Source organism: Burkholderia sp. JKS000303 (genome assembly GCF_002563755.1).
GTDB classification, from domain to species: domain Bacteria; phylum Pseudomonadota; class Gammaproteobacteria; order Burkholderiales; family Burkholderiaceae; genus Burkholderia; species Burkholderia anthina_B.
In genome coordinates this window covers 3,309,513-3,333,274 of sequence record NZ_PDBZ01000001.1, presented here as the reverse complement: position 1 = coordinate 3,333,274, position 23,762 = coordinate 3,309,513, and the positions used below count along the sequence as shown (strand labels likewise).

Here is a 23,762-nt window from a genome sequence, read left to right as displayed (position 1 = left end):
GCAATATCGCTACACTCCTCCCCGCCCGATGAAAATTTGAACGGAGCATTGGACGTGAAAATGGAACCGGTTCCATTTTCACGTGCCCGGATTATGCCCCGCCTTGACAGATAAAAAGCCGATTCTCACGGCATGTGGCATTCTCCGTTCAGCCGGTCATGATCGTTTGCCGGTGTGTTCGGATGCGTGACGCAATGCTGTGAAGGAAGACATTCCGGTCGTTGCGACCGGGAGCGACTCCCCTCGCGGAATCTTCGAAGAAAGAAAATATCTCTCGCAAAAAGACGAAAACGACATGGCCCCACACGATCATGAAAGGCGCGTCACTGCGCGCGCCGGCGTTACCCGGAGAACGGCGCTGAAAGTGATGGCGGCGGCGCTGACGCAAGTCGGGCTGTTGACCGCCGCCCCCGGATCCGCCTTCGCACAGCAGCCGTCGCTCGACGGCAAAACCTTTCTCGCACTGTCGAAAGCGCTGACAGGCCATGCGAATCTCGACCCGACGACGGCCTCGCGCCTGGTCGACGCCTTCAGTCGCACGGATGCCGGTTTTGCCGCGCGTGCGACCGCGCTGGCGCAACGCGTCCGCGCCGGCCAGACGCCCGCGCAACTGCTGGCCGATGCCGACAGCGCCGGTCTGCACGACACGGCGCTCGCGATCGTCGCCGCGTGGTACACGGGCACCGTCGGACATGGCCAGAAGGCCGTCATGGTCGCCTATGCCGATGCGCTGATGTACGACACCGTCCAGGACGGGATGAGCGCACCGACCTATTGTTCGAACGGCCCGCTGTGGTGGACCGCCGAACCGCCGCCGGCCGATGTCGCGCCGCCCCGCAAAACGGTTGCGCCAGCAACCACCCCGCTCCCGCAAAAGCACGCCTGAATCCCATGAGAACTCCTGTCTTTGAATCGAACGGCGACGTGTCGGCCGACGTCGTGATCGTGGGCTCCGGCGTGGTGGGCGGCCTGATCGCCGATCAACTCGTCAGCCAGGGCCATTCGGTGCTGATCATCGAATCCGGCCTGCGCATCGAACGCGCGCAGGCGGTCGAGAACTGGCGCAACATGCCCTTCGACAATCGCGTGGGCTCCGACTTCCAGGGGCTCTACCCGCAGGCGCCGAACGCGCCGGCCCCGCTGTATTTTCCGAAGAACAATTACGTCGGCCTGAGCGGCCGCGACGGCCAGAGTTTCCAGCAGGGTTATCTGCGCACGGTCGGCGGCACGACGTGGCACTGGGCCGCGTCGAGCTGGCGCCACCTGCCGGTCGATTTCCGGATGAAGTCGACGTATGGCGTCGGCCGCGACTGGCCGATCTCCTATGACGAGCTCGAGCCGTACTACTGCCGCGCGGAAGAGCAGATGGGCGTCGCCGGGCCGAGCGATCCGGCCATGCAGTCGCCATCGCAGCGCAGCCGCCCGTATCCGATGGACATGGTGCCGTGGGGCCATGGCGACCGGCGCTTCGCCGAAGTCGTCAACGCGCATGGCTACCAATCGATCCCGATTCCACAGGCGCGCAGCACGCGGCCGTGGCACGGCCGCCCGGTCTGTTGCGGCAACAACAACTGCCAGCCGATCTGCCCGATCGGCGCGATGTACAACGGCATCCATCACATCGAGCGCGCGGAGCGCAAGGGCGCGAAGGTGCTCGCCGAATCGGTCGTCTACAAGATCGACACCGATGCAAACAATCGCGTGACGGCCGTGCACTGGTACGACACGTCGCACAAGTCGCACAAGGCGAGCGGCAAGATGTTCGTGCTCGCGTGCAACGGCATCGAGACGCCGCGCCTGCTGCTGCTCGCCGCGAACGAGCGCAATCCGCACGGCATCGCGAACGGCTCGGACCAGGTCGGCCGCAACATGATGGATCACTCGGGCTTCCACTGCACGTTCCTCGCGAACGAGCCGATGTGGCTCGGCCGCGGCCCCGCGCAGAGCAGCTGCATCGTCGGCCCGCGCGACGGCGATTTCCGCGGGCAGTATTCGGCGAACAAGATGATCCTGAACAACATCTCGCGCGTCGGGCCGGCCACGCAGCAGGCGCTGAAGCTCGGCCTGGTCGGCAAGGCGCTCGACGAGGAAATCCGGCGTCGCGCGATCTACGGCGTCGACCTGTCGATCAGCCTGGAACCGCTGCCCGATCCGAACAACCGCCTGACGCTCAGCAAGACGCGCGTCGATCCGCTCGGCCTCGCGTGCCCCGACATCCACTACGACGTCGGCGACTATGTGCGACGCGGCTACGACGCGGCATGCAAGCAGCTCACGCATATCGGCAGCCTGTTCGACGCCGTCGAGTTCAACATCACGACGTCGCTGAACGCGAACAATCACATCATGGGCGGCACCATCATGGGCGCCGATCCGAAGAGCTCGGTCGTCGACGGCGACTGCCGCGCGCATGACCATGCGAACCTGTGGCTGCCGGGCGGCGGCGCGATGCCGTCGGCGTCCGTCGTCAACACGACGCTGTCGATGGCGGCCCTCGGCCTGAAGGCCGCGGATTCGATTTCCGCCAGCCTCGCGAAGGGTTGATGCGATGAAACACACGATCCAACGACAACTTCGCACGCTGCGCGCCGCCGGCTACGGCGCAGCCATCGCACTCGGACTGTTCGGCGGCGGCGTCGGCACGCCCGCGTTCGCGCAGGACGCAACGGCCGGCACGACGTCGACATCAACGTCGACGTCAGCCGATGCGGCGCTGATCGAAAAAGGCCATCAGCTCGCGATCGCGGCGGACTGCATGGCCTGCCATACCGCGCTCGACGGCGGCAAGCCGTTCGCGGGCGGCTACGGCATCGCGTCGCCGATGGGGCAGATCTATTCGAGCAACATCACGCCGTCGAAAACGGCCGGCATCGGCAACTACACCGAGGCGCAGTTCGCCCGCGCGCTGCGCGAAGGCGTGCGCGCGGACGGCGCACGCCTGTATCCGGCGATGCCGTATACGTCGTACAGCGGCCTCACCGACGACGACGTGCTCGCGCTTTACGCGTACTTCATGCACGCCGTGAAGCCGGTCGACGATCCCGCCCCCGTGACGAACCTGCCGTTCCCGTTCGGCATGCGCACCGCCATGGCCGGCTGGAACATGCTGTTCCTGACGAACAAGCGTTTCGAGGCCGACCCGGCGCACGACGCGCAGTGGAATCGCGGTGCGTACCTGACCAACGTGCTCGCGCACTGCAGCGCGTGCCACACGCCGCGCAACGCGCTGATGGCCGAAGACTTCGGCCGCAACCTGGGTGGTGCTCAGCTCGGCGCGTGGTATGCGCCGAACATCACGTCGGATCCGGTGAGCGGGATCGGCGCGTGGACCGACGACGAGCTGGTGTCGTACCTGAAGACCGGCCGCGCCCCCGGGAAGAACCAGGCGGCCGGCCCGATGGCGGAAGCCGTGCAGAACAGCCTGCAGTATCTGTCGGACGCGGACCTGCAATCTATCGTCACGTATCTGCGCAGCACGAAGCCGATCCGTGACGAGCGCGAGTCTGTACCGGCATTCACGCACGGCAGCGCAGTCAGCAGCGAAGCAACGTTGCGCGGCGCGTCCGCGTTGAATGCGAACGGCACGCTGACGACGGGCGCGGCGCTGTTCAGCGGTTACTGCGCGAGCTGTCACCAGGCCAACGGCAAGGGCAGCCCGAGTCAGGCGTATCCGTCGCTGTCGAACAACACCGCCACGGGCTCGCGCAATCCGTCGAACCTGATTGCCGCGATCCTGTACGGTGTCGACCGCGACGCAGGCGGCCAGCACGTGCTGATGCCGTCGTTCGGCGAGGATTCGTACGTCCAGCCGCTGAAGGACGATCAGGTCGCCGCGATCGCGAACTATGTGCTCGCGCAGTACGGCAATGCCGACGTGACCGTGACGCCGGACGATGTAGCCGTCGTGCGCAGCGGCGGCCCGGTTCCGCTGCTCGTGCGGGCCCGGCCGCTGATGCTGCCGGCGTCGGTGCTTGTCGTGCTGCTGATCGCACTCGGGATCATGGTCCGGCACCGCCGCGCGCGTCGCGTGGCGCCCGGCCAGAGCACGGTCTGATCGGCTGCGGCCTTGTCACGATGCCGCCGGACGTTCGCCGCGGCAGCCGTGACTGACGGCATGAACGCGATGTCGTCGTCAGAGGTTGCCGCGATGCGCGGCAACCTCGCGAACCGCCGGTTGTCCCGGCGCGTGATGCCTCATCGTTCGCAAACGCAAGCTCAGACCAGGCTTGCCCGACCGGCGTCAGGCGCGGCCCCGCTGGTCTGCCGTTCCAGTTCGGCGTCGAGATGCGCGGCATGCGCCGCGGCCTCGGACTCCGACATCAGCGCCCCTTCCCACTTCGCGACCACCGCGCTGGCGATCGAATTGCCCACCGCATTGGTGGCCGAGCGCCCCATGTCGAGGAAGGTATCGACGCCGAGAATCAGCAGCAGCCCGGCTTCGGGAATGTCGAACTGGTGCAGCGTCGCCGCGATCACGACGAGCGATGCGCGCGGCACGCCGGCCATCCCCTTCGACGTCAGCATCAGGATCAGCAGCATCGTGATCTGCGTGCCGAGCGACAGGTGGATGTCGTACGCCTGCGCGATGAACAGCGACGCGAACGTGCAGTACATCATCGAGCCGTCGAGGTTGAACGAATAGCCCATCGGCATCACGAAGCTCGAGATCTTGCGCCGCACGCCGAAGCGGTCGAGCGCATCGAGGATCTTCGGGTACGCGGCTTCGGAGCTGGCCGTCGCGAACGACAGCATGAACGCTTCCTTGATCAGCACGAGCAGCTTGAACACGCGGCGGCCGAGGAACAGCAGGCCGGCGGCGACGAGCGTGCTCCACAGCAGGAACAGGCTCACGTAGAAGTCGCCCATGAACACCGCGAACTTCAGCAGGATCGACAGCCCGTTGATCGCAACCGTCGACGCCATCGCCGCCAGCACCGCGAGCGGCGCGAGCTTCATCACGTAGCCGGTGATCTTCAGCATCACGTGCGCCAGCTGGTCGATCGCGGCGACGAGAATCTTGCCGCGCTCGCCGAGCGCCGACAGCGCGACGCCGAAGAACATCGAGAACACGACGATCTGCAGGATCTCGTTGTTGGCCATCGCTTCGGCGAACGATTTCGGCACCATGTGGCCGACGAAATCCTTCAGCGTGAACTTCGACGTCGCGAGATGCGCGGACGCGCCGATGTCCGGCAGCGGCAGGCCGAGGTTCTCGCCGGGCCGCAGCAGGTTCGCCATCAGCAACCCGAGCAGCAGCGAGATCAGCGAGGCGGTGACGAACCAGCCGAGCGCCTTCACGAACACGCGCCCCACCGACGACGCATCGCCCATGTGCGCGATGCCGACGACGAGCGTCGAGAACACCAACGGGCCGATCACCATCTTGATCAGCCGCAGGAACACGTCGGACACGAGCGAGATGTAGCCGGCGATCTCGGCGGCCGACTGCTTGTTCGGAAATTGCGTATAGATCAGGTAGCCGATGAGGATGCCGGCCGCCATCGCGAGCAGGATCCAGACTGCTGCGGACATTCGTTTGTTCATAGCGGAATTCGACGCACGGGGCAGGAATTGAAGGACGAAGGACGCGCGCCGGTGCCGTGCCACGGCGCGTGCTGCGGGTCGGTCGTGCCCGGCATGCCGGGCCGCCGCCGCGCTTGCTGCTGCGAAAGGGACGACGAAAGGGACTGCGAAAGCCGGCGAACGGACGCGCTGCCGCCGCCCCGGCGTTCGCGCGCGGGGCGAACGCCGGTTGCAGCCGTTCAGCGTGCTGCGCGCTGGAGCGCGCCCGGGATCAGTACCCGATCGCCGAACCGGCCGGGCGGCGCGGATCGTTGAAGCCGTACACGAAGCCGACGCGCACGTTGCCGGAGACCGACGAGTCGTTGCCGGAGCTCTGGCGGCTCGCCGCTTCGGTGCCGGGCAGGCCGACCAGGATCAGCTCGGCGGCGCCCCACGGCGTCTGCTCGACCATCTTGTAGCCCATGTTGCGCAGGATCGCGAGCGTGTCGGGCGACAGGCCGTAGGTTTCGTAATAGACCTCGTCCGGCAGCCATTGATGATGGATACGCGGCGCATCGACCGCGTCCTGCGGCGCCATCCCGTAGTCGATCACGTTCAGCACGGTCTGCAGCGTGATCGTGATGATCCGCGAGCCGCCCGGCGAGCCGACCACCATGAACACCTTGCCGTCCTTCTTCACGATGGTCGGCGCCATCGACGACAGCGGACGCTTGCCCGGCGCGATCGAGTTGCGCGTGCCCTGCACGAGGCCGAACATGTTCTGCGCGCCGACCTTGACCGTGAAGTCGTCCATCTCGTCGTTCAGGAAGAAGCCCGTGCCCGGCGCGATGACCACGGCGCCGAAGCGGCCGTTGACCGTATACGTCGTCGACACCGCGTTGCCGTCGTGGTCGATGATCGAGTAATGCGTCGTTTCCGGCTTCTCGTGCACGCCGACGCCCGGCTGCACGTCGACCGACGGCGTCGCCGTGTCGGCGTGGATGCTCTTGCGGATCTGCGCCGCGTATTCCTTGCTCGTGAGCTTCGCGATCGGGTTGTCGATGAAGTTCGGGTCGCCCAGCAGCGTGTTGCGATCCTCGTACGCGTGGCGCATCGCTTCGGTCATGTAGTGGATCGACGCGGCCGAATGGTAGCCAAGCTTGCGCATGTCATACCCTTCGAGGATGTTCAGCGTCTCGCACATCGTCACGCCGCCCGAGCTCGGCGGCGGCGCCGACACGAACTCGTAGCCGCGATACGTGCAAGTCAGCGGCGCCATGTCCTGCGCGCGATACGCCGCGAAATCCGCCGCCGTGATCAGCCCGCCGCCTCGCTTGGCGGCCGCTTCGACGATCTTCGGGATCTCGCCGTGATAGAACGCGTCGGGGCCCTGCTCTGCAATGCGCTCCAGCGTGCGCGCGAGGTCCTTCTGCACCAGGCGGTCGCCCGGCTGCAGCGGCGAGCCGTCCGGGCGCAGGAAGATGCGCGCGGCGTCCGGGTCCTTCTTGAAGCGGTCGATCGTCGTGTCGAGGATGTCCGTATCGGCACGCGTCAGCACGAACCCGTCGCGCGCGAGCCGGATCGCCGGCTCCATCACCTGCTTGCGGGTCAGCTTGCCGTACTTGCGCTGCGCGAGATCGAGGCCCGCGACCGTGCCCGGCACGCCGACCGCGCGATAGCCGTACAGGCTGTCGTCCGGAATGACGTTGCCCTTCGCATCGAGGTACATGTTCGCCGAAGCCGCCGCCGGCGCCGTTTCGCGGAAGTTGATGAATCGGTCGCGGCCGTCGGCCAGGTGAACGGTCATGAAACCGCCGCCGCCGATGTTGCCGCAGCACGGGTTGGTCACGGCCTGCGCGTAGCCGACCGCCACCGCCGCGTCCACCGCGTTGCCGCCTTCCTTCAGGATGTCGACGCCGATCTGCGACGCGAAATGCTGCGACGACACGACCATGCCGTTCTTCGCTTCGACCGCGGGTTCCGACGCCGCGAACGCGCACACGCTCATGGCCGACAACAGGGTGAGTACTACGAGCCGCCTCATGACGGAATCCTCCAGACAATTCAAATAACCGGGCCATGCCGGGATGCGCGACCCGCCGACAGGCAGGTCGTCACTGCTGACCCGACATGTAATGAATGATACATTTCAGCAAGGCCGCGATCATAGCACTCGCATTTTCATGCCAAAACCTAGGGTATTCAGTGAATTTCTCTCGAAGCCTTGCGCTACCAGGCATGCCTTACATGTTTGTTTTATTACACGCCAAGAGGAATGCGTCGGCGGGCGATACGTCCCTCTAATCGGCAGCCGCACGCGGCCCGTGGCGCGCCGATCGGCTAACATGCGTGGAGTCGCCGGCAGACGCAGGTCTGCCGTTTGTCATTCAGATACGAGAAAGCCGGAGTGCCCGATGGGGACAAGCATCAGGGCGTTGCTGCTATCCCAGATGGATAGCTTTACGCCGTCGGAACAGAAGGTCGCGCAGGCGTTGCTGGATCGGTACCCGAGCCTCGGGCTCGGGCCGATCGCGAGCTTCGCGAAGCAAGCCGAAGTCAGCGACCCGACCGTGTTCCGCTTCGTCGTGCGGATCGGCTTCCCGAACTACTCGTCGTTCCAGCAGGCGTTGCACGACGAGATCGACACGGCGATGAACTCGCCGCTCGCGCGCATGGATGCGTTCCACTCGGAATCCGGGATGCGCGACAGCCATGCGGCGATCTTCCAGCGGCTCTCGCAATCGCTCGCGACGACGATCGAAGGACTCGACGCGGCCGCCTTCGACCAGGCCGTGACGCTGCTGGCCGATCCGGACGTGCGCGTCTTCTGTGGCGGCGGGCGATATACGGCGCCGCTCGCGTCGCTGTTTTCGTTCACGCTCGCATATGCGCGGCCGCACGTTCAATACGTCGAGCCGAACGTGAATCTCTCGTCCGTCGCGCTGGCCGACATGGGGCCCGGCGACGTGCTGGTCATTTTCGATTTCCGCCGCTACCAGAAGGACAGCATCCGGTTCGCGCAGGCCGCGCACCAGCTCGGCGCGCGGGTGCTGCTGATCACCGACGAATGGCGTTCGCCGATCAGCGCGTTCGCGGAGATCGTGCTGCGGATCCTCGGGCGGCCGTTCGCGATGCTGCAAACGAATGTGCCGGCGCTGGCGCTGGCCGAAGCACTCGTGATCGGCGTGACGAACCAGCTTCCGGAACTCGCGCGGCAGCGGATGGAGAAGATCGAGCGGCTCAATACCGGCGGCATCGAGCTGGATACGAACCTGCGGGATTTGCCCGAATGACGGCCGGTAGTCGCCATTCGGGCGCGGGGGTCAGCTTTCGACGTCCTCGAGACTGAACACTTCCGTCTTGTCGTTATACGAAAACACTTCGCCGTAACGGCCCCAGTCGATCACCGCATCCAGCGTTTCCTCGGCGGCTTCGTCCGACAGGAAATCCTCCAGCTCCTGCTCGAAGCGCACGCGCGGCGCGCGATGGCCCGGGCGCTCGTTGAGCACCTTCCTGATCCGCGCAGCCAGCGGCACATGCTTGAGCAGATGATCCGCGAACATCAGCTTGCGCTCCTGCGTACCGAATTCGGCGAACACGCGCGCCGGCGGCGTCAGGAACATGTCGCCTTCCCGCACATCGGCGAAACCGAGGTACTGCAACACTTCGGCGATCGGGAACAGTTCGTCCACTTCGAGATGCAGCGTGCGCGCGATTTCCGGCATGTCCGCACGGCCGTGGTACGGCGCCATCGCCAGCGTTTCGATGAGACCCGCCATCAGGTTGGTCGACACGCGCGGCAGCCAGCTGCCGGGCTCCAGCCCCTTCTTCGTCGACTCGTTGGTCTGGCGCGCGGTCATCTTCGCGTAAATGTCGTCGACCAGCTTGCGGAAATCGGGATCCAGCCGGTTGCGCGGATGCTTGAACGGCACCTTGATCTCGGCGATCACCCGGCCCGGATTCGACGACAGCACCAGAATCCGGTCGCACATGAACACCGCTTCCTCGATGTTGTGCGTGACGATCAGCACCGACTTGATCGGCATCCGGCCTTGCGTCCACAGGTCCAGCAGGTCGGTACGCAGCGTTTCCGCGGTCAGCACGTCGAGTGCGGAGAACGGCTCGTCCATCAGCAGGATCGTCGGATCGACGACGAGCGCGCGCGCAAAGCCCACGCGCTGGCGCATCCCGCCCGACAGCTCGCGCGGGTATGCGTTTTCGAAACCGTCGAGACCGATCAGGTCGATCGCCGCCAGCGCGCGTTCGCGCCGCTCGCGCGCGCCGACGCCGAGCGCTTCCAGCCCGGCTTCCACGTTCTGCAGTACGGTCAGCCACGGAAACAGCGCGAAGGTCTGGAACACCATCGCGACGCCTTCGGCCGGGCCGTTCAGCGGCTTGCCGAGATAAGTCACGTCGCCGCCGGTCGGCTCGATCAGGCCGGCGATGATGCGCAACAGCGTGGACTTGCCCGACCCGGAACGGCCGAGCAGCCCGACGATCTCGCCTTCGCGCAGCGACAGGTTCGCGTCGTCGAGCACGAGCAGTTCACCCTGCGACTTGTTGAAGCCGCGGTTCACGTGCTCGACACGCAGGATTTCTTCACCGAGACGCGGCGGCTGGAGCGGCGTCTGGGCAGGGGCGTTGATGACAGTCGAATTTTGCATCGCGCTTACTCTCAATCGAGACGGAGCCGGGATTCCGCATAGGCGTACATCGGACGCCACAGCAGACGGTTGAACAAGGTAACGAACAGGGACATCACGGCGATGCCCAGGATGATCTTCGGGAAATCGCCGGCGGCGGTGGTCTGCGCGATATATGCGCCGAGGCCGTGCGCGACGACCTTCGTGTCGCCCCATTGCACGAACTCGGACACGATGCTCGCGTTCCACGCGCCGCCCGACGCGGTGATCGCACCGGTCACGTAGTACGGGAAGATGCCGGGCAGGATCGCTTGCCGCCACCACTGCCAGCCGCGGATGCGGAAGTTCTTCGTCGCTTCCTTGTAGTCGTTCGGATAGGACATCGCGCCGGCGATCACGTTGAACAGGATGTACCACTGCGTGCCGAGCACGATCAGCGGCGACAGCCAGATATCCGCGTTCAGGTGGAAGTGAACGATCACGATGACGAACACCGGGAACAGCAGGTTCGCGGGGAATGCGGCGAGGAACTGCGCGAGCGGCTGGATCTTCTCGGCCAGCTTCGGGCGCAGCCCGATCAGCACGCCGAGCGGCACCCAGATCACCGATGCGATCGCGATCAGCACCAGCACGCGCAGCAGCGTGATGAGCCCGAGCACGAGCACGTGGCCGACCTCGCCCATCGTCACGCCGGTCGCGACGAAGCTGACGACGCGCCATGCGACGTACGCCGTCAGCAGGATCACGAACGCGCCCCACACGATGTCGCCGATGCGCGACGAGCGACGGCTCGACGCGACGCGCGCACCGACACCCTTGAACGACGGCACGCGCAGCGGAATCCGTGCGGCCTGCGACAGCAGCCACCCGGCCGGCACCAGCAACTGATGGATCAGGTGCGTACGGCGCAGCATGTCGAGCAGCCACGACTGCGGCGCGTCGCCCGATGCGGTGTTCTCCATCCGGAACTTGTCGGCCCACGCGACGAGCGGACGGAACAGGAACTGGTCATACGCGAGGATCACGACCGACATCGCGACGATCACCCAGCCCACCGCACCGAGGTTCTTGTCCGAGATGGCCTGCGCGAGATACGCGCCGATGCCCGGCAGCGTGATGGTCTGGTTGCCGACGGTGATGGCCTCCGACGCGACGACGAAAAACCAGCCGCCCGACATCGACATCATCATGTTCCAGATCAGGCCCGGCATCGAGAACGGCACCTCGAGCTTCCAGAAACGCTGCCACGACGTCAGGTGGAAGCCGCGCGACACTTCGCTCAGGTCGCGCGGCACGGTGCGCAGCGACTGGTAGAAGCTGAACGTCATGTTCCACGCCTGGCTCGTGAAGATCGCGAAGATCGCCGCGAGTTCGGCGCCGAGCACGCGCCCCGGAAACAGCGCGAGAAAGAACGTGACCGTAAACGAGATATAGCCGAGCACCGGCACCGACTGCAGGATGTCGAGGATCGGGATCAGCACCATGCCTGCACGGCGGCTTTTCGCGGCAAGTGTGCCGTAGACGAGCGTAAACACGAGCGACGCGACCATCGCCGCGAGCATCCGCAGCGTGGTGCGCAACGCATATTCGGGCAGGTTCGACGGATCGAGCGAGATCTTCTGCGTCTGCAGTACGCCGATCGGCGCCATCGTCTGATGGAAGCCGACGATCGCCATCGCGAGTATGCCGATGATCAGCGGAAACGCGACGGCATCCCAGCGGTTGGGGAGCACACGCCACGCAGACGCGTTGGCGGTGCGATTCGGATCGAAGAAACTGATATCCATCGGTAGCGTCTTGGTGGAATTGAAAATCGATGGGGCCGGCCGCGTGACGCGCGGCCGGGTGTGGCATCAGCCGACACGGCTCAGAACAGGCCGTGCAGCGCCCAGTACAGAACGGCCGACAGCGCGATCGACGCGGGCAACGTCAGCACCCACGCGAGCACGAGATTGCGCACCGTGTCCCAGCGCAGCCCCGCGCCGCTCGCGGTCATCGTGCCGGCCACGCCGGACGCGAGCACGTGCGTCGTCGACACCGGCAACCCGTATGCGTCAGCCATCCCGATCGTCAGCATCGCGACGGCTTCGGCGGACGCGCCCTGCCCGTACGTGAGGTGCGACTTGCCGATCTTCTCGCCGACCGTCACGACGATCCGCTTCCAGCCGACCATCGTGCCGAGACCGAGCGCGATCGCGACGGCGACCTTCACCCATGTCGGGATGAACTTCGTCGCGCGGTCCATCTGCCGCTTGAACGCGTCGAGCGCGCTCGCATCCTCGACGGAGAACGCCGGCGCCTTCGCCTTTTCCATCAGCCGGATCGCCTCGGACGCGACGTACATGTTGTTGCGCACGTTGTCGACGAGGTTCTGCGGCACGCTCGAAATGCCGCCGGCCTGCGCGACCTGGTCGGCGATCGTGTCGGTGAGCTGGCGCAGCGCGGGGATCGTCGCGGGCGCCAGCTTGTGGGTGCGCACATAGGCCTCGACGTCGGCGCGCGCGTTGCCCGACTGCGCGGCGGGGTCCGCATACTTCACGAGCGTCGTCGATGCGTGGCGCGCGACGGCGACGAACGTGCTCGTCTGGTCGGGCGTCACGGCCTTGTTCAGCGCATAGGCGGTCGGCATCACGCCGATCAGGATCAGCATGATGAGGCCCATGCCTTTCTGCCCGTCGTTCGACCCGTGCGCGAACGACACGCCCGTGCACGTGAGGATCAGCAGCAGGCGAATCCAGAACGGCGGCGGCTTGTTGCCCTTCGGCTCCTGATACAGCGCCGGCACGCGCACGACCGCCTTCAGCAGCAGCAACACGAGCGCGGACAGCACGAAGCCGACCAGCGGCGAGAACAGCAGCGCCTTGCCGACGCCGAGCGCCTGGTTCCAGTCGACGCCGCTCGTGCCCGACGGGCCGCTGACGATCTGGTTCATCAGCCCGACGCCGATGATCGAACCGACGAGCGTATGCGAGCTCGACGACGGCAGCCCGAAATACCAGGTCGCGAGGTTCCACGTGACGGCCGCGATCAGCAGCGCGAACACCATCGCGAAGCCCGACCCGCTGCCGACCTGCAGGATCAGTTCGACCGGCAGCAACTGCAGGATGCCGAACGCGACGGCGCCGCTCGACACGAGCACGCCGCACAGGTTCCACAACCCCGACCAGACCACCGCCAGGTGCGGATCGAGCGAATGCGTATAGATGACGGTCGCGACCGCGTTCGCGGTGTCGTGGAAACCGTTCACGAATTCGAAGCCGAGCGCGATCAGCAGCGCGACGATGAGCAGCAGGAACGGCAGGATCGAGCTTTCCTTGACCGGACCGAGATCCGCGCTCAGGTGAACGCCGACATAGACGATGCCGCAGGCAATGATCAGAAAAAACAGCGCGAGGCTGATGGTGCGCGTGCGATGGCTGGCCGCACCGCTGGTTTCCGTTGCCGCGAGATTCGGCATGAGGGGCTCCGGAGAGGTGATTCGGTGTCGCAGGCTATAGGGCGGCCATGACGCAAATGTGACATGTCACTTACAAGACATTGACAGGTCATCCTGCTGCGACCCCATACCGCCTCGCGAGCCGCTCGCATCGGCGTCCGGCCTTGTAACGCACGGGAATAAATCCGTCGCCGCATCGGTATGGCAAGCGAACGACGCCGGTTTATTTCCGGACGATCCGGCCGTCCGGTTCCGTCATACGATTGCGAGGCTCACATGTCTTCATCGACTCCCACCCGTCCGTCGCGCCGCAAAGCCCTGCAATGCATGGCGTTCGGCGGCGTCGGTACGCTGTTTACGCTGTCGGGCGGCATCCTGACGCCGTTCGACCTCGCGCTCGCGCAAAACGGCGAGCTCCCCCCCGCCGCTGCGGGCCGGCCGCTGTTCGTGCAGATCAGCGACACGCACATCGGCTTCAACAAGGACGCGAATCCCGATGTCGCGGCGACGCTGCGGCAGACCATCGACCTCGTCAACGGGATGTCCGCCGCGCCCGCGCTGGCGATCCACACCGGCGACATCACGCACCTGTCCAGACCGGAGGAATTCGACCGCGCGTCGCAACTGCTGTCCGCGCTGCGCGTGCCCGAACTGCACACGGTGCCCGGTGAACACGACGTCACCGACGGGTCGGGCGCCGAGTACTTCAGCCGGTTCGGCAACGCATCGGACAATCGCGGCTACTACAGCTTCGATCACGCAGGCGTGCACTTCGTCGCGCTCGTCAACGTGATGCATTTCAAGCCGAACGGGCTCGGCAGCTTCGGCGACGATCAGCTTGCGTGGCTCGCGCAGGACCTGAAGGGGCAGTCGTCGAGCACGCCGATCGTCGTGTTCTCGCACATGCCGATGTGGACCATCTACGAACCGTGGGGCTGGGGCACCGGCGACGCGCCGCAGACGATGGCGCTGCTGCGCCGCTTCGGCTCCGTCACCGTGCTGAACGGGCACATCCACCAGATCGTGTCGAAGGTCGAGGGCAACGTGACGTTCCATACCGCGCGCTCCACCGCGTTCCCGCAGCCGACGGCCGGCAACGGGCCGGGGCCGGTGCCGCTCACGGTGCCGCGCGACCGGCTGCCCGCGATGCTCGGCGTCACGACCGTCGACTTCGCAGGCCATCCGCTCGCATCGTCGCTGCACGACGCGACGCTCGCATGACGCACCGGGAGACCGACATGAACCTCTTCAGGAAACCGATGCTGCCGGCCGCGCTGATCCTGTGTGCGGCCATCGGCGGCACACCGCTCGCCGCATTCGCGCAGGGTCCGTCCGACGCGCTCGTGACGATCCGCAATTTCATGTTTTCGCCGATGTCGACCACGATCAAGACCGGCACGACGATCACGTGGAAGAACCTCGACGCGGAACCGCATACCGTCGTCAACGACGCGGGGATCTTTCATTCGAAGGCGCTCGACCAGGACGAAACCTATTCGTTCCGCTTCGACAAGCCGGGCGTGTACAAGGTGTTTTGCGGAATCCATCCTTATATGAAGGAGACGATCACCGTCGAATGAGCGGCGGCGGCGCATCGTTCGCTCGCGCCGGTGCGCTGCCGCCGTTTAAATAAAGTTTCATCTGGCGACGACGATCTTGCAATCTACGCGCGGCGCGTCGACACGATAATTCCCGGTGTCGCGTGATTGACGAGGAGGCGAGACATGACACGCCCGATGAAGATCGAGATGATCAACGAGTATGGCAAGCAGGCGGTGCTGGTCTCGATAGAGCAGTCGTCGGCCCTGCTGGACCCGGAGGATATCGACGCCGTGATTCAGTATCTGAGCCTGCTGCGCGCGCAGATGCAACCGGCGATTCCCGACGAACCGTCACGCGACGAAAAGTACGTGATGGAACTCGACCCGTGCTGGTACACCGAAAGGCCGCTGCTCTACGACGGCGCCGTGCTGTTCATGCGCCATACGGGCCTCGGGTGGACGAGCTTCGCGTTGCCCACGCAGAGTCTCAAGCAACTTCTGGCAAGCCTGTCGCGGCACCTGGAAACCGAAGAAGCGGCGATGAGCCTGCCGAACTGACGCGCACCGCGCGCGTCGCCCCATTCCCTCTTTCCCGGCGCACGTTCCGTGCGCTTCTGTCCGCCGGCGTGACGCGTTCATCGCGTCCGCCGGCGCGTCTCGTTGCCTCATCGATTTACGTCATCCACAATCATTCGCACTCCATATATGTGGTGCGATTCCCCTGCCGTTCTTTCCGTCCGACTCCCTTCTCCGGCCGCACCCTGCCGTGTTCGCCGCGCACGCAATACGCCGATATTTTTCACGTCATATGAACTTAAAAAAAACTTAACCAACGTATCGGCTCCGGTTCATTCGCCATCGCGGATGATGTCCGCGTCCCATCCTATATGCACGCGATCATGAATCAGCTCCAAGCGATGCGCGTCTTCGCGCGTGTCGTCGATCTGGCCAGCTTCAGCCTCGCCGCACGCCAGCTCGGCATGTCGGCCGCGGCAGTCACCCGCAGCGTCGGCATGCTCGAAGCCCATCTGAACATCCGGCTGCTGAACCGCACGACCCGCAGCCTGTCGCTGACCGAGGCCGGCAAGGAATATCTGGACGGCTGTCGCACGATCATCGACAAGCTCGACGAGATGGAATCGAATCTCGTGCAGGCCACCCGCGATCCGCGCGGCACGTTGCGCATCGCGTCGTCGATGAGCTTCGCCAGTGCCGGGCTCGGCGCGCTGCTCGCCGCGTATCGTGCGCTGCACCCGCGCGTGAATTTCGACGTCACGACCTCCGGCACGCACATCGACATGGTGGAAGGCGGCTACGACGTGTGCTTCTCGGACGATCGTCGGCTCGCAAGCTCGACGCTGGTCAGCCGGGCGCTGACGACGACCACCGAGCTGGTCGTCGCGTCGCCCGTCTATCTCGCCCGCAACGGCACGCCGCGCGACCCCGGCGCGCTGTGCGAGCACAGCCTGCTGACGGTGTCCGACGGCTCGTCGCGCACCTGGGAGTTCTCGGACGCGGACGGCAACTACCGCGTCTACGTCGGCGGCGCACTGACGTCGACGGACAGCGGCATGGTGCGGATCGCCGCGCTCCATCACATGGGCATCGCGCAACTGCCGCTGCCGCTCGTCGCGCGCGACATCGAACAGCGCACGCTCGTGCCCGTGCTCGACCAGTACGCGTTCAACGGCGGCCCGCGCTGCGTGTCGATCCTGTATCCGGGCCGCAATTACCTGTCGATGAAAGTGCGCAGCTTCATTGACTTCACCGTCGGCCAGTACCGCGCGCAGGAACACCCTGCGCCGCTGCTGGCCGTTGCCTGACCGCCGGGACGCTCGACGACGCACCATGCCGAGAATACTGACGATCGAAGACGACGCGCTGATCGCACACGACATCGCGCGCACCCTGCATGCCGACGGCCATGTCGTCGACGTCGCACGCACCGGACACGAGGGAATGGTCAAGGCGATGATCGGCGCATACGACGTCGTGACGCTCGACCGGATGCTCCCGGACCTCGACGGCCTCACGATCGTCTCGACCATGCGCGGGCGCGGCATCGAAACGCCCGTGCTCGTGATGAGCTCGCTGTCGGACGTCGACCAGCGCATCCAGGGGCTGCGCGCGGGCGGCGACGACTACCTGATCAAGCCGTTCTCGCTCAACGAGATGTCGGTGCGCATCGACGTGCTGATGCGGCGCCGCACCCACCACTCGAAGGTCGAGACGGTGCTGCGCACGGGCGCGCTCGAGCTCGACCTGGTGCGCCGCAAGGTCATGCATCGCGCACACGAGCTGGAACTGCTGCCGACCGAATTCCGCGTGCTCGAATTCATGATGCGCCACGCAGGCCGCGTGCTGACGCGCACGATGATCTTCGAAGCGGTGTGGGGCTGCCGCTTCGATCCCGGCACCAACCTGATCGACGTGCACGTCGGCCGCCTGCGCAAGAAGGTCAACCTGCCCGGCGAATCACCGCTGATCCGGACCATCCGCGGCTCGGGCTACATGCTCGGCTGACGTCGTGCGCGCCGCCGCGCGCGCCCGACTAAAACTTCTTTCATCTTTCCAGCAGCTTGCTGTTAGGCGCGGCTCTCCAGAATGCACACGTCGGCCGCATGTCGGTGTTTTCCCTGCTCCATGCGAGTCCGCGCCTTCATCGATGTCATTGAACGGAGCAGCGTCTCATGCTGAAAATAGTCCGGCTCGCCTTAACCCGGCCCTACACCTTTATCGTGCTGGCGCTGCTGATCCTGCTGATCGGCCCGCTCGCCGCGCTGCGCACGCCGACGGACATCTTTCCCGACATCCGCATTCCGGTCATCAGCGTGATCTGGAATTACTCGGGCCTGCAGCCCGACGACATGTCGGGCCGTATCGTCACCTACTACGAACGTACGCTCGGCACGACGGTCAACGACATCCAGCACATCGAGTCGCAATCGTTCCGCGGCTACGGGATCGTGAAGATCTTCTTCCAGCCGACGGTCGACATCCGCACGGCCACCGCGCAGGTCACGTCGATCTCGCAGACGGTGCTCAAGCAGATGCCGCCCGGCGTCACGCCGCCGCAGATCCTGAACTACAACGCGTCGACGGTGCCGGTGCTGCAGATCGCGCTGACGAGCGACACGCTGGACGAGCAGAAGCTCGAGGACTATGCGGAGAACTTCATCCGCCCGCAGCTGCTCAGCGTGCCGGGCGTCGCGATCCCGACGCCGTACGGCGGCAAGACGCGTGAAGTGCAGATCGACCTCGACCCGCAGGCGCTGCAGGCGCGCAAGCTGTCCGCGCAGGACGTCGCGAACGCGCTCGCGCAGCAAAACCAGATCATCCCGGCCGGCACGCAGAAGATCGGCCGCTTCGAGTACAACATCAAGCTGAACAACAGCCCGACCGCGATCGACGCGCTGAACGCGCTGCCGATCAAGTCGGTCGACGGCACGCTGATCTATATGCGCGACGTCGCGCACGTGCGCGACGGCTATCCGCCGCAGCCGAACATCGTGCGCGTCGACGGCCACCGCGCGGTGCTGATGAGCATCCTGAAGAACGGTTCGGCGTCGACGCTGGCGATCATCTCCGGCGTGAAATCGAAGCTGCCGCTGATCGAGCAGACGCTGCCGCAGGGCCTGAAGCTCGTCACGATGGGCGACCAGTCGACGTTCGTGACGGGCGCCGTGAGCGGCGTGGCGCGTGAAGGCATCATCGCGGCGGCGCTGACGTCCGCGATGATCCTGCTGTTCCTCGGCAGCTGGCGCTCGACGCTGATCATCGCCGCGTCGATCCCGCTCGCGGTGCTGGCCGCGATCGCCGGCCTCGCCGCGCTCGGCGAGACCCTCAACGTGATGACGCTCGGCGGTCTGGCGCTCGCGGTCGGGATCCTGGTCGACGATGCGACGGTGACGATCGAGAACATCAACTGGCACCTCGAACAGGGCAAGGAGGTCCGGCACGCGATCATGGACGGCGCCGCGCAGATCGTGATGCCGGCGTTCGTGTCGCTGCTCTGCATCTGCATCGTGTTCGTGCCGATGCTGCAACTGGACGGCATCGCACGCTTCCTGTTCGTGCCGATGGCCGAAGCGGTGATCTTCGCGATGATCGCGTCGTTCATCCTGTCGCGCACCTTCGTGCCGATGATGGCGCAGTACCTGCTGAAGCCGCATGCATCGGGCGGCCACGCCTCCGGTGAACTGGCGGCCGTCATGGCGACGACGCACGGCGCGCATGCGCACCAGCCGCCGTCGCGCAATCCGCTGGTGCGCCTGCAGCGCGGCTTCGAGCGCCGTTTCGAGCGGATCCGCGCACGCTACCGGATCGTGCTGGGCCTCGCGCTCACGCACCGCAAGCGCTTCATCGCCGGCTTTCTCGTCGCGGTCGCCGCTTCGTTGCTGCTGGTGCCGTGGCTCGGCCGCAACTTCTTCCCGGACATCGACGCCGGCCAGATCACGATCCACGTGCGCACGCCGGTCGGCACGCGCATCGAGGACACCGCCGACGAGTTCGACCACATCGAGAACGCGGTGCGGGGCGTGATTCCGCCGAAGCAGCTCGCGAACATCGTCGACAACATCGGGCTGCCGCACAGCGGCATCAACCTGACGTACAACAACAGCGGCACGATCGGGCCGGAAGACGGCGACATCATGGTCTCGCTGGGCGCCGACCATGCACCGACCGCCAGCTACGTGCGCCGGCTGCGCGAAGTGCTGCCGCGCGCGTTTCCCGGCACGACGTTCTCGTTCCTGCCGGCGGACATCGTCAGCCAGATCCTGAACTTCGGCTCGCCCGCGCCGATCGACATCCAGATCGCCGGCCCGGACCAGGCGGCCAACCACCGCTATGCGACCGAGCTGCTGCGCCAGGTGCGGCTCGTCGCGGGCGTCGCCGATGCGCGCATCCAGCAGGCCACCACCTATCCGCAATTCACGATCAACGTCGACCGCTCGCGCGCGGACGAGCTTGGCATCACCGAGCACGACGTGACCAACTCGGTGGTCGCGAGCCTGTCCGGCACCGGCCAGGTGTCGCCGACGTTCTGGCTGAACCCGAACAACGGCGTGTCCTATCCGATCGTCGCGCAAACGCCGCAATACCGGATGACGTCGCTGTCGGACCTGAAGAACCTGCCGGTGACGGGCGCGAACGGCAACTCGCAGGTGCTCGGTGCGATCGCAACGATCCAGCGCGGCGTCGGCGACGCGATCGTGTCGCACTACAACATCAAGCCGCTGTTCGACATCTATGCGACGACCCAGGGCCAGGATCTCGGCGCGGTCGCCTCGCGCATCGACGCGATCGTGCACGCCACCGCGCACGACGTGCCGAAGGGCTCGGTCGTCACGGTGCGCGGCCAGGTCCAGACGATGAACAGCGCATTCTCGGAGCTGCTGCTCGGGCTGCTCGGCGCGGTCGCGCTGATCTACCTGCTGATCGTCGTGAACTTCCATTCGTGGTCCGACGCATTCGTGATCGTGACGGCATTGCCGGCCGCGCTCGCGGGCATCGTCTGGATGCTGTTCACGACACACACGCCGCTGTCGGTGCCCGCGCTGACGGGTGCGATCCTCTGCATGGGCGTCGCGACCGCGAACAGCATCCTGGTGGTGAGCTTCGCGCGGGACCGGCTCGCCGCGACCGGCGACGCGCTGGTCGCCGCGATGGAAGCCGGCTTCACGCGCTTTCGCCCAGTGCTGATGACGGCGCTCGCGATGATCATCGGCATGGCACCGATGGCGCTCGGCCTCGGCGACGGCGGCGAGCAGAACGCGCCGCTGGGCCGCGCGGTGATCGGCGGCCTGCTCTGCGCGACGTTCGCGACGCTGCTGTTCGTGCCCGTCGTGTTCAGCCTCGTTCACCGGCGCGACGCGCTGCGGCCGCCCGCAGCACGCGACCTTTCCTCTTCCGAATCCGGAGTCACGCATGTCAACTGAGATCGAAATCCAATCCCCGACGCGCCTGCGTCATCTCCGGCTCGTCGGCCTCGTGACGCTGCTGGTGGCCGCCGGCATCGTCGCCACCGGCATTTCCAGCCGTGTGCACGCCAGACAGGAAACGTCGGCGTGGTCGGCCGAGCAGGCGATCCCGACGGTCGCCGCGTACCAGCCGGGCCACGACGGCGCGACGCAGGGCATGGTGCTGCCCGGGCGCCTGTCGGCGCTCGTCAACGCGCCGATCTATGCGCGCGTGTCCGGCTACCTGCATGCGTGGTATGCCGACATCGGCACGCCCGTGAAAGCCGGCCAGCTGCTCGGCCTGATCGACACGCCGGATCTCGACCAGCAGTTGCAGCAGGCACGCGCCGACCTGCAGAACTCGCTCGCGAACGAGAAGCTCGCGGAAACCACCGCGGCGCGCTGGACCAAGATGCTGCAGCAGGATTCCGTGTCGCAGCAGGCCGCCGACGAAAAGACCGGCGACCTGCTCGCCAAGCGCGCGACGGTCGCCGCCAACGAGGCGAACGTGAAGCGGCTCGAGGCGCTCGAATCGTTCAAGCGCATCACCGCGCCGTTCGACGGCGTCGTGACCGCGCGCAAGACCGACATCGGCGCGCTGATCGACGCGGGCAGCGGCAACGGGCCCGAGCTGTTCGCCGTGTCCGACGCCCGCAAGCTGCGCGTGTACGTCAGCGTGCCGCAAAGCGAAGCGGCGGCAATCCATCCCGGCATGACCGCGACGCTGACGGTGCCCGAGCATCCCGGCATGCACTTCGACGCGAAGCTGGTCGACACCGACGACGCGATCACGCCCGAGTCCGGCACGCTGCTGGTCCAGCTGATGGTCGACAACCCGGCCGGCCTGCTGATTCCCGGCGAATACACCGAAGTGCATTTCGCGATGCCGACCGATGCGCACGCGTTGCTGATTCCCGCCAGCTCGCTGATCTTCCGGCAGGACGGCCTGCAGGTGGCCGTGGTCGATGCGCATCAGCGCGCCCGGCTCAAGTCGGTGACGGTCGGCACCGACCTCGGCACGCAGGTCGTGATCGCGTCGGGCCTGGCCCCCGGCGATCGCGTGATCGACAATCCGCCCGACTCGCTTGCAAGCGGCGACCCGGTACGGCTCGCCGCGCCGCGCACGCCGGCCGCTGCCGCATCGCTCGCCGCGAACAACGGGGGGCGCGCCCATGGGTGAGCGACGACTCTATGCGGCGCTGGCGAGCCTCGCGCTCGTGACGGGATGCTCGTTCGCGCCGACCTATCAGGTTCCCGCGACGGCGATGCCCACGACGTTCAAGGAAGCCGGCGCATGGCAGCAGGCGAAACCCGCCGACCGGATCGAGCGCGACGCGTGGTGGAGCGTCTACCGCGACCGCGAGCTCGACACGCTCGAGCAGCAGGTCGCGCGCGCCAACCCCGACGTCGCGGCGGCCGTCGCGCGGCACGACGAAGCCGGCGCGTATCTCGACGAAGCCCGTTCGGGCCTGTTTCCGACCATCGGCGCCAGCGCGAACGTGTCGTCGAACCGCCAGTCCGCGCTCCGCCCGCTGCGCGGCTCCGGCCAGCCGAACGTGTACGGCTCGAACACGCTGGAGGTCGGCGCGAGCTACGACCTCGATCTGTGGGGCAAGGTGCGCAACGAAGTCGCGGCGGGCCGCGACGAATTGCAGGCCAGCGCCGGCGATCTCGCGTCGGTCCGCCTGAGCCTGCAGGCGAGTCTCGCCGACGCGTACTTCAACCTGCGCGGCCTCGACGAACAGCAGAAGCTGCTCGCCGACACGATCAGCACGTATCGGCACGCACTCCAGCTGACGCTGAGCCGGCATGCAGGCGGCATCGCATCCGATCTCGACGTGTCGCGCGCGCAAACGCAGCTCGATTCGGCGCAGGCGTCCGCGGCCGACGTGCAGGCACGGCGCGCGCTGTACGAGCATGCGATCGCGACGCTGACCGGCGTGCCCGCGTCGTCGTTCTCGCTGCCGCCGTCGCTCGATACCGCGTACCTGCCGTCGGTGCCGGCCGGCATCCCGGCCACGCTGCTGCAGCGGCGGCCCGACATCGCGGCGGCCGAGCGACGCGTCGCGGCCGCGAACGCGAAGATCGGCGTCGCGCGCGCGGCGTTCTTCCCGGACATCTCGCTGGGCCTCGACGGCGGCTATCAGAGCGACACACTGTCGCCGTGGCTCGTCGCACCGAACGAGATCTGGTCGATCGGCCCGAGCCTGATGATGACGCTGTTCGACGGCGGCCGCCGCGAAGCCGCGACGCAGGCCGCCCGCGCGAAGCTCGCGGAGAACGGCGCGCACTACAAGGCGGTCGTGCTGCAGGCGTTCCAGCAGGTCGAGGACAATCTCGCGCTGCTTCACCATCTCGGCGACGAAGCGGCACGCGAGGATTCGGCGCTGGCCGCCGCGCAACGCACGCTGCAACTGTCGATGTCGCAGTACCGCGACGGCGTGGTCAGCTATCTCGAGGTGGTCACCGCGCAGACCACCGAACTTCACACCGAGATCGCCGCACTGAACCTCGACACGCGGCGTCAGCTCGCCTCCGTCGGCCTGATCGAAGCGCTCGGTGGCGGCTGGTCCGCGACGGCGAATGCGGCGCCGTCCGACGCGCATCCCGATGCGTCGCCGAAGCCGCAGCCGGTGGTGGCGGCCGCCGGCACGCCGCACGCCGGCTGACGCGCCGCGAT

General features: G+C 66.3%; 17 protein-coding genes. 12 read left to right on the top strand and 5 right to left on the bottom strand.

What is annotated here, in order from left to right; translation table 11 throughout:
- Positions 1 to 199: 199 nt before the first annotated feature.
- The 3 genes from BX604_RS15955 to BX604_RS15945 are packed head-to-tail and all read left to right on the top strand — an operon-like array spanning position 200 to position 4,054.
- Positions 200 to 886: a sorbitol dehydrogenase family protein gene (locus BX604_RS15955; protein ID WP_257146332.1), complete on the top strand. Its 687-nt coding sequence runs from the start codon at positions 200 to 202 to the stop codon at positions 884 to 886.
- A 5-nt stretch (positions 887 to 891) separates the two neighbouring features.
- Positions 892 to 2,544, top strand: coding sequence for a GMC family oxidoreductase (locus BX604_RS15950; protein ID WP_098551642.1), 1,653 nt, complete (start codon positions 892 to 894; stop codon positions 2,542 to 2,544).
- A 4-nt stretch (positions 2,545 to 2,548) separates the two neighbouring features.
- Positions 2,549 to 4,054, top strand: a complete 1,506-nt coding sequence (locus BX604_RS15945; protein WP_098551641.1) for a cytochrome c — start codon at positions 2,549 to 2,551, stop codon at positions 4,052 to 4,054.
- 161 nt (positions 4,055 to 4,215) lie between these two features.
- On the opposite strand, the gene BX604_RS15940 is transcribed toward BX604_RS15945, so the two are convergent.
- Together BX604_RS15940 and ggt are read right to left on the bottom strand one after the other, a co-directional pair.
- Complete coding sequence (locus BX604_RS15940) at positions 4,216 to 5,544, bottom strand: dicarboxylate/amino acid:cation symporter (protein ID WP_098551640.1); 1,329 nt, start codon at positions 5,542 to 5,544, stop codon at positions 4,216 to 4,218.
- Between the two features lie 250 nt (positions 5,545 to 5,794).
- Positions 5,795 to 7,546, bottom strand: a complete 1,752-nt coding sequence (ggt, locus tag BX604_RS15935) for a gamma-glutamyltransferase (RefSeq protein ID WP_098551639.1) — start codon at positions 7,544 to 7,546, stop codon at positions 5,795 to 5,797.
- A 370-nt stretch (positions 7,547 to 7,916) separates the two neighbouring features.
- On the opposite strand from ggt, the gene BX604_RS15930 reads away from it, so the two are divergent.
- The gene (locus BX604_RS15930; protein WP_098551638.1) at positions 7,917 to 8,795 is read left to right on the top strand and encodes a MurR/RpiR family transcriptional regulator; all 879 of its coding nucleotides are present in this window, start codon (positions 7,917 to 7,919) and stop codon (positions 8,793 to 8,795) included.
- 30 nt (positions 8,796 to 8,825) lie between these two features.
- Here BX604_RS15930 and BX604_RS15925 read toward each other — a convergent pair whose 3' ends face one another.
- The 3 genes from BX604_RS15925 to BX604_RS15915 all read right to left on the bottom strand — a co-directional run bounded on the left by BX604_RS15925 (position 8,826) and on the right by BX604_RS15915 (position 13,602).
- The gene (locus BX604_RS15925; RefSeq protein ID WP_098551637.1) at positions 8,826 to 10,166 is read right to left on the bottom strand and encodes an ABC transporter ATP-binding protein; all 1,341 of its coding nucleotides are present in this window, start codon (positions 10,164 to 10,166) and stop codon (positions 8,826 to 8,828) included.
- An 11-nt stretch (positions 10,167 to 10,177) separates the two neighbouring features.
- Positions 10,178 to 11,932 (bottom strand): ABC transporter permease, encoded by a 1,755-nt coding sequence (locus BX604_RS15920; protein WP_098551636.1) that lies wholly within the window; start codon positions 11,930 to 11,932, stop codon positions 10,178 to 10,180.
- Between the two features lie 80 nt (positions 11,933 to 12,012).
- Positions 12,013 to 13,602: an inorganic phosphate transporter gene (locus BX604_RS15915; RefSeq protein ID WP_098551635.1), complete on the bottom strand. Its 1,590-nt coding sequence runs from the start codon at positions 13,600 to 13,602 to the stop codon at positions 12,013 to 12,015.
- A 255-nt stretch (positions 13,603 to 13,857) separates the two neighbouring features.
- On the opposite strand from BX604_RS15915, the gene BX604_RS15910 reads away from it, so the two are divergent.
- The 8 genes from BX604_RS15910 to BX604_RS15875 all read left to right on the top strand — a co-directional run bounded on the left by BX604_RS15910 (position 13,858) and on the right by BX604_RS15875 (position 23,751).
- A complete protein-coding gene (locus tag BX604_RS15910; RefSeq protein WP_098551634.1) occupies positions 13,858 to 14,802 on the top strand; it encodes a metallophosphoesterase family protein in 945 nt (314 codons plus the stop codon).
- A 17-nt stretch (positions 14,803 to 14,819) separates the two neighbouring features.
- Positions 14,820 to 15,161 (top strand): cupredoxin domain-containing protein, encoded by a 342-nt coding sequence (locus tag BX604_RS15905; RefSeq protein ID WP_098552906.1) that lies wholly within the window; start codon positions 14,820 to 14,822, stop codon positions 15,159 to 15,161.
- Positions 15,162 to 15,305: 144 nt separating this feature from the next.
- On the top strand, positions 15,306 to 15,680 hold the full coding sequence (locus tag BX604_RS15900) for a hypothetical protein (RefSeq protein WP_098551633.1): 375 nt from the start codon (positions 15,306 to 15,308) through the stop codon (positions 15,678 to 15,680).
- A 341-nt stretch (positions 15,681 to 16,021) separates the two neighbouring features.
- A complete protein-coding gene (locus tag BX604_RS15895; RefSeq protein WP_098552905.1) occupies positions 16,022 to 16,945 on the top strand; it encodes a LysR family transcriptional regulator in 924 nt (307 codons plus the stop codon).
- A gap of 25 nt (positions 16,946 to 16,970) precedes the next feature.
- Positions 16,971 to 17,645, top strand: coding sequence for a response regulator transcription factor (locus BX604_RS15890; RefSeq protein WP_098551632.1), 675 nt, complete (start codon positions 16,971 to 16,973; stop codon positions 17,643 to 17,645).
- 167 nt (positions 17,646 to 17,812) lie between these two features.
- A complete protein-coding gene (locus BX604_RS15885) occupies positions 17,813 to 21,061 on the top strand; it encodes an efflux RND transporter permease subunit (protein WP_098551631.1) in 3,249 nt (1,082 codons plus the stop codon).
- Positions 21,051 to 22,262, top strand: coding sequence for an efflux RND transporter periplasmic adaptor subunit (locus tag BX604_RS15880; protein WP_098551630.1), 1,212 nt, complete (start codon positions 21,051 to 21,053; stop codon positions 22,260 to 22,262). Before BX604_RS15885 ends, BX604_RS15880 begins: the two co-directional genes overlap by 11 nt.
- A complete protein-coding gene (locus tag BX604_RS15875; RefSeq protein WP_098551629.1) occupies positions 22,255 to 23,751 on the top strand; it encodes an efflux transporter outer membrane subunit in 1,497 nt (498 codons plus the stop codon). Before BX604_RS15880 ends, BX604_RS15875 begins: the two co-directional genes overlap by 8 nt.
- Positions 23,752 to 23,762: the final 11 nt, after the last annotated feature.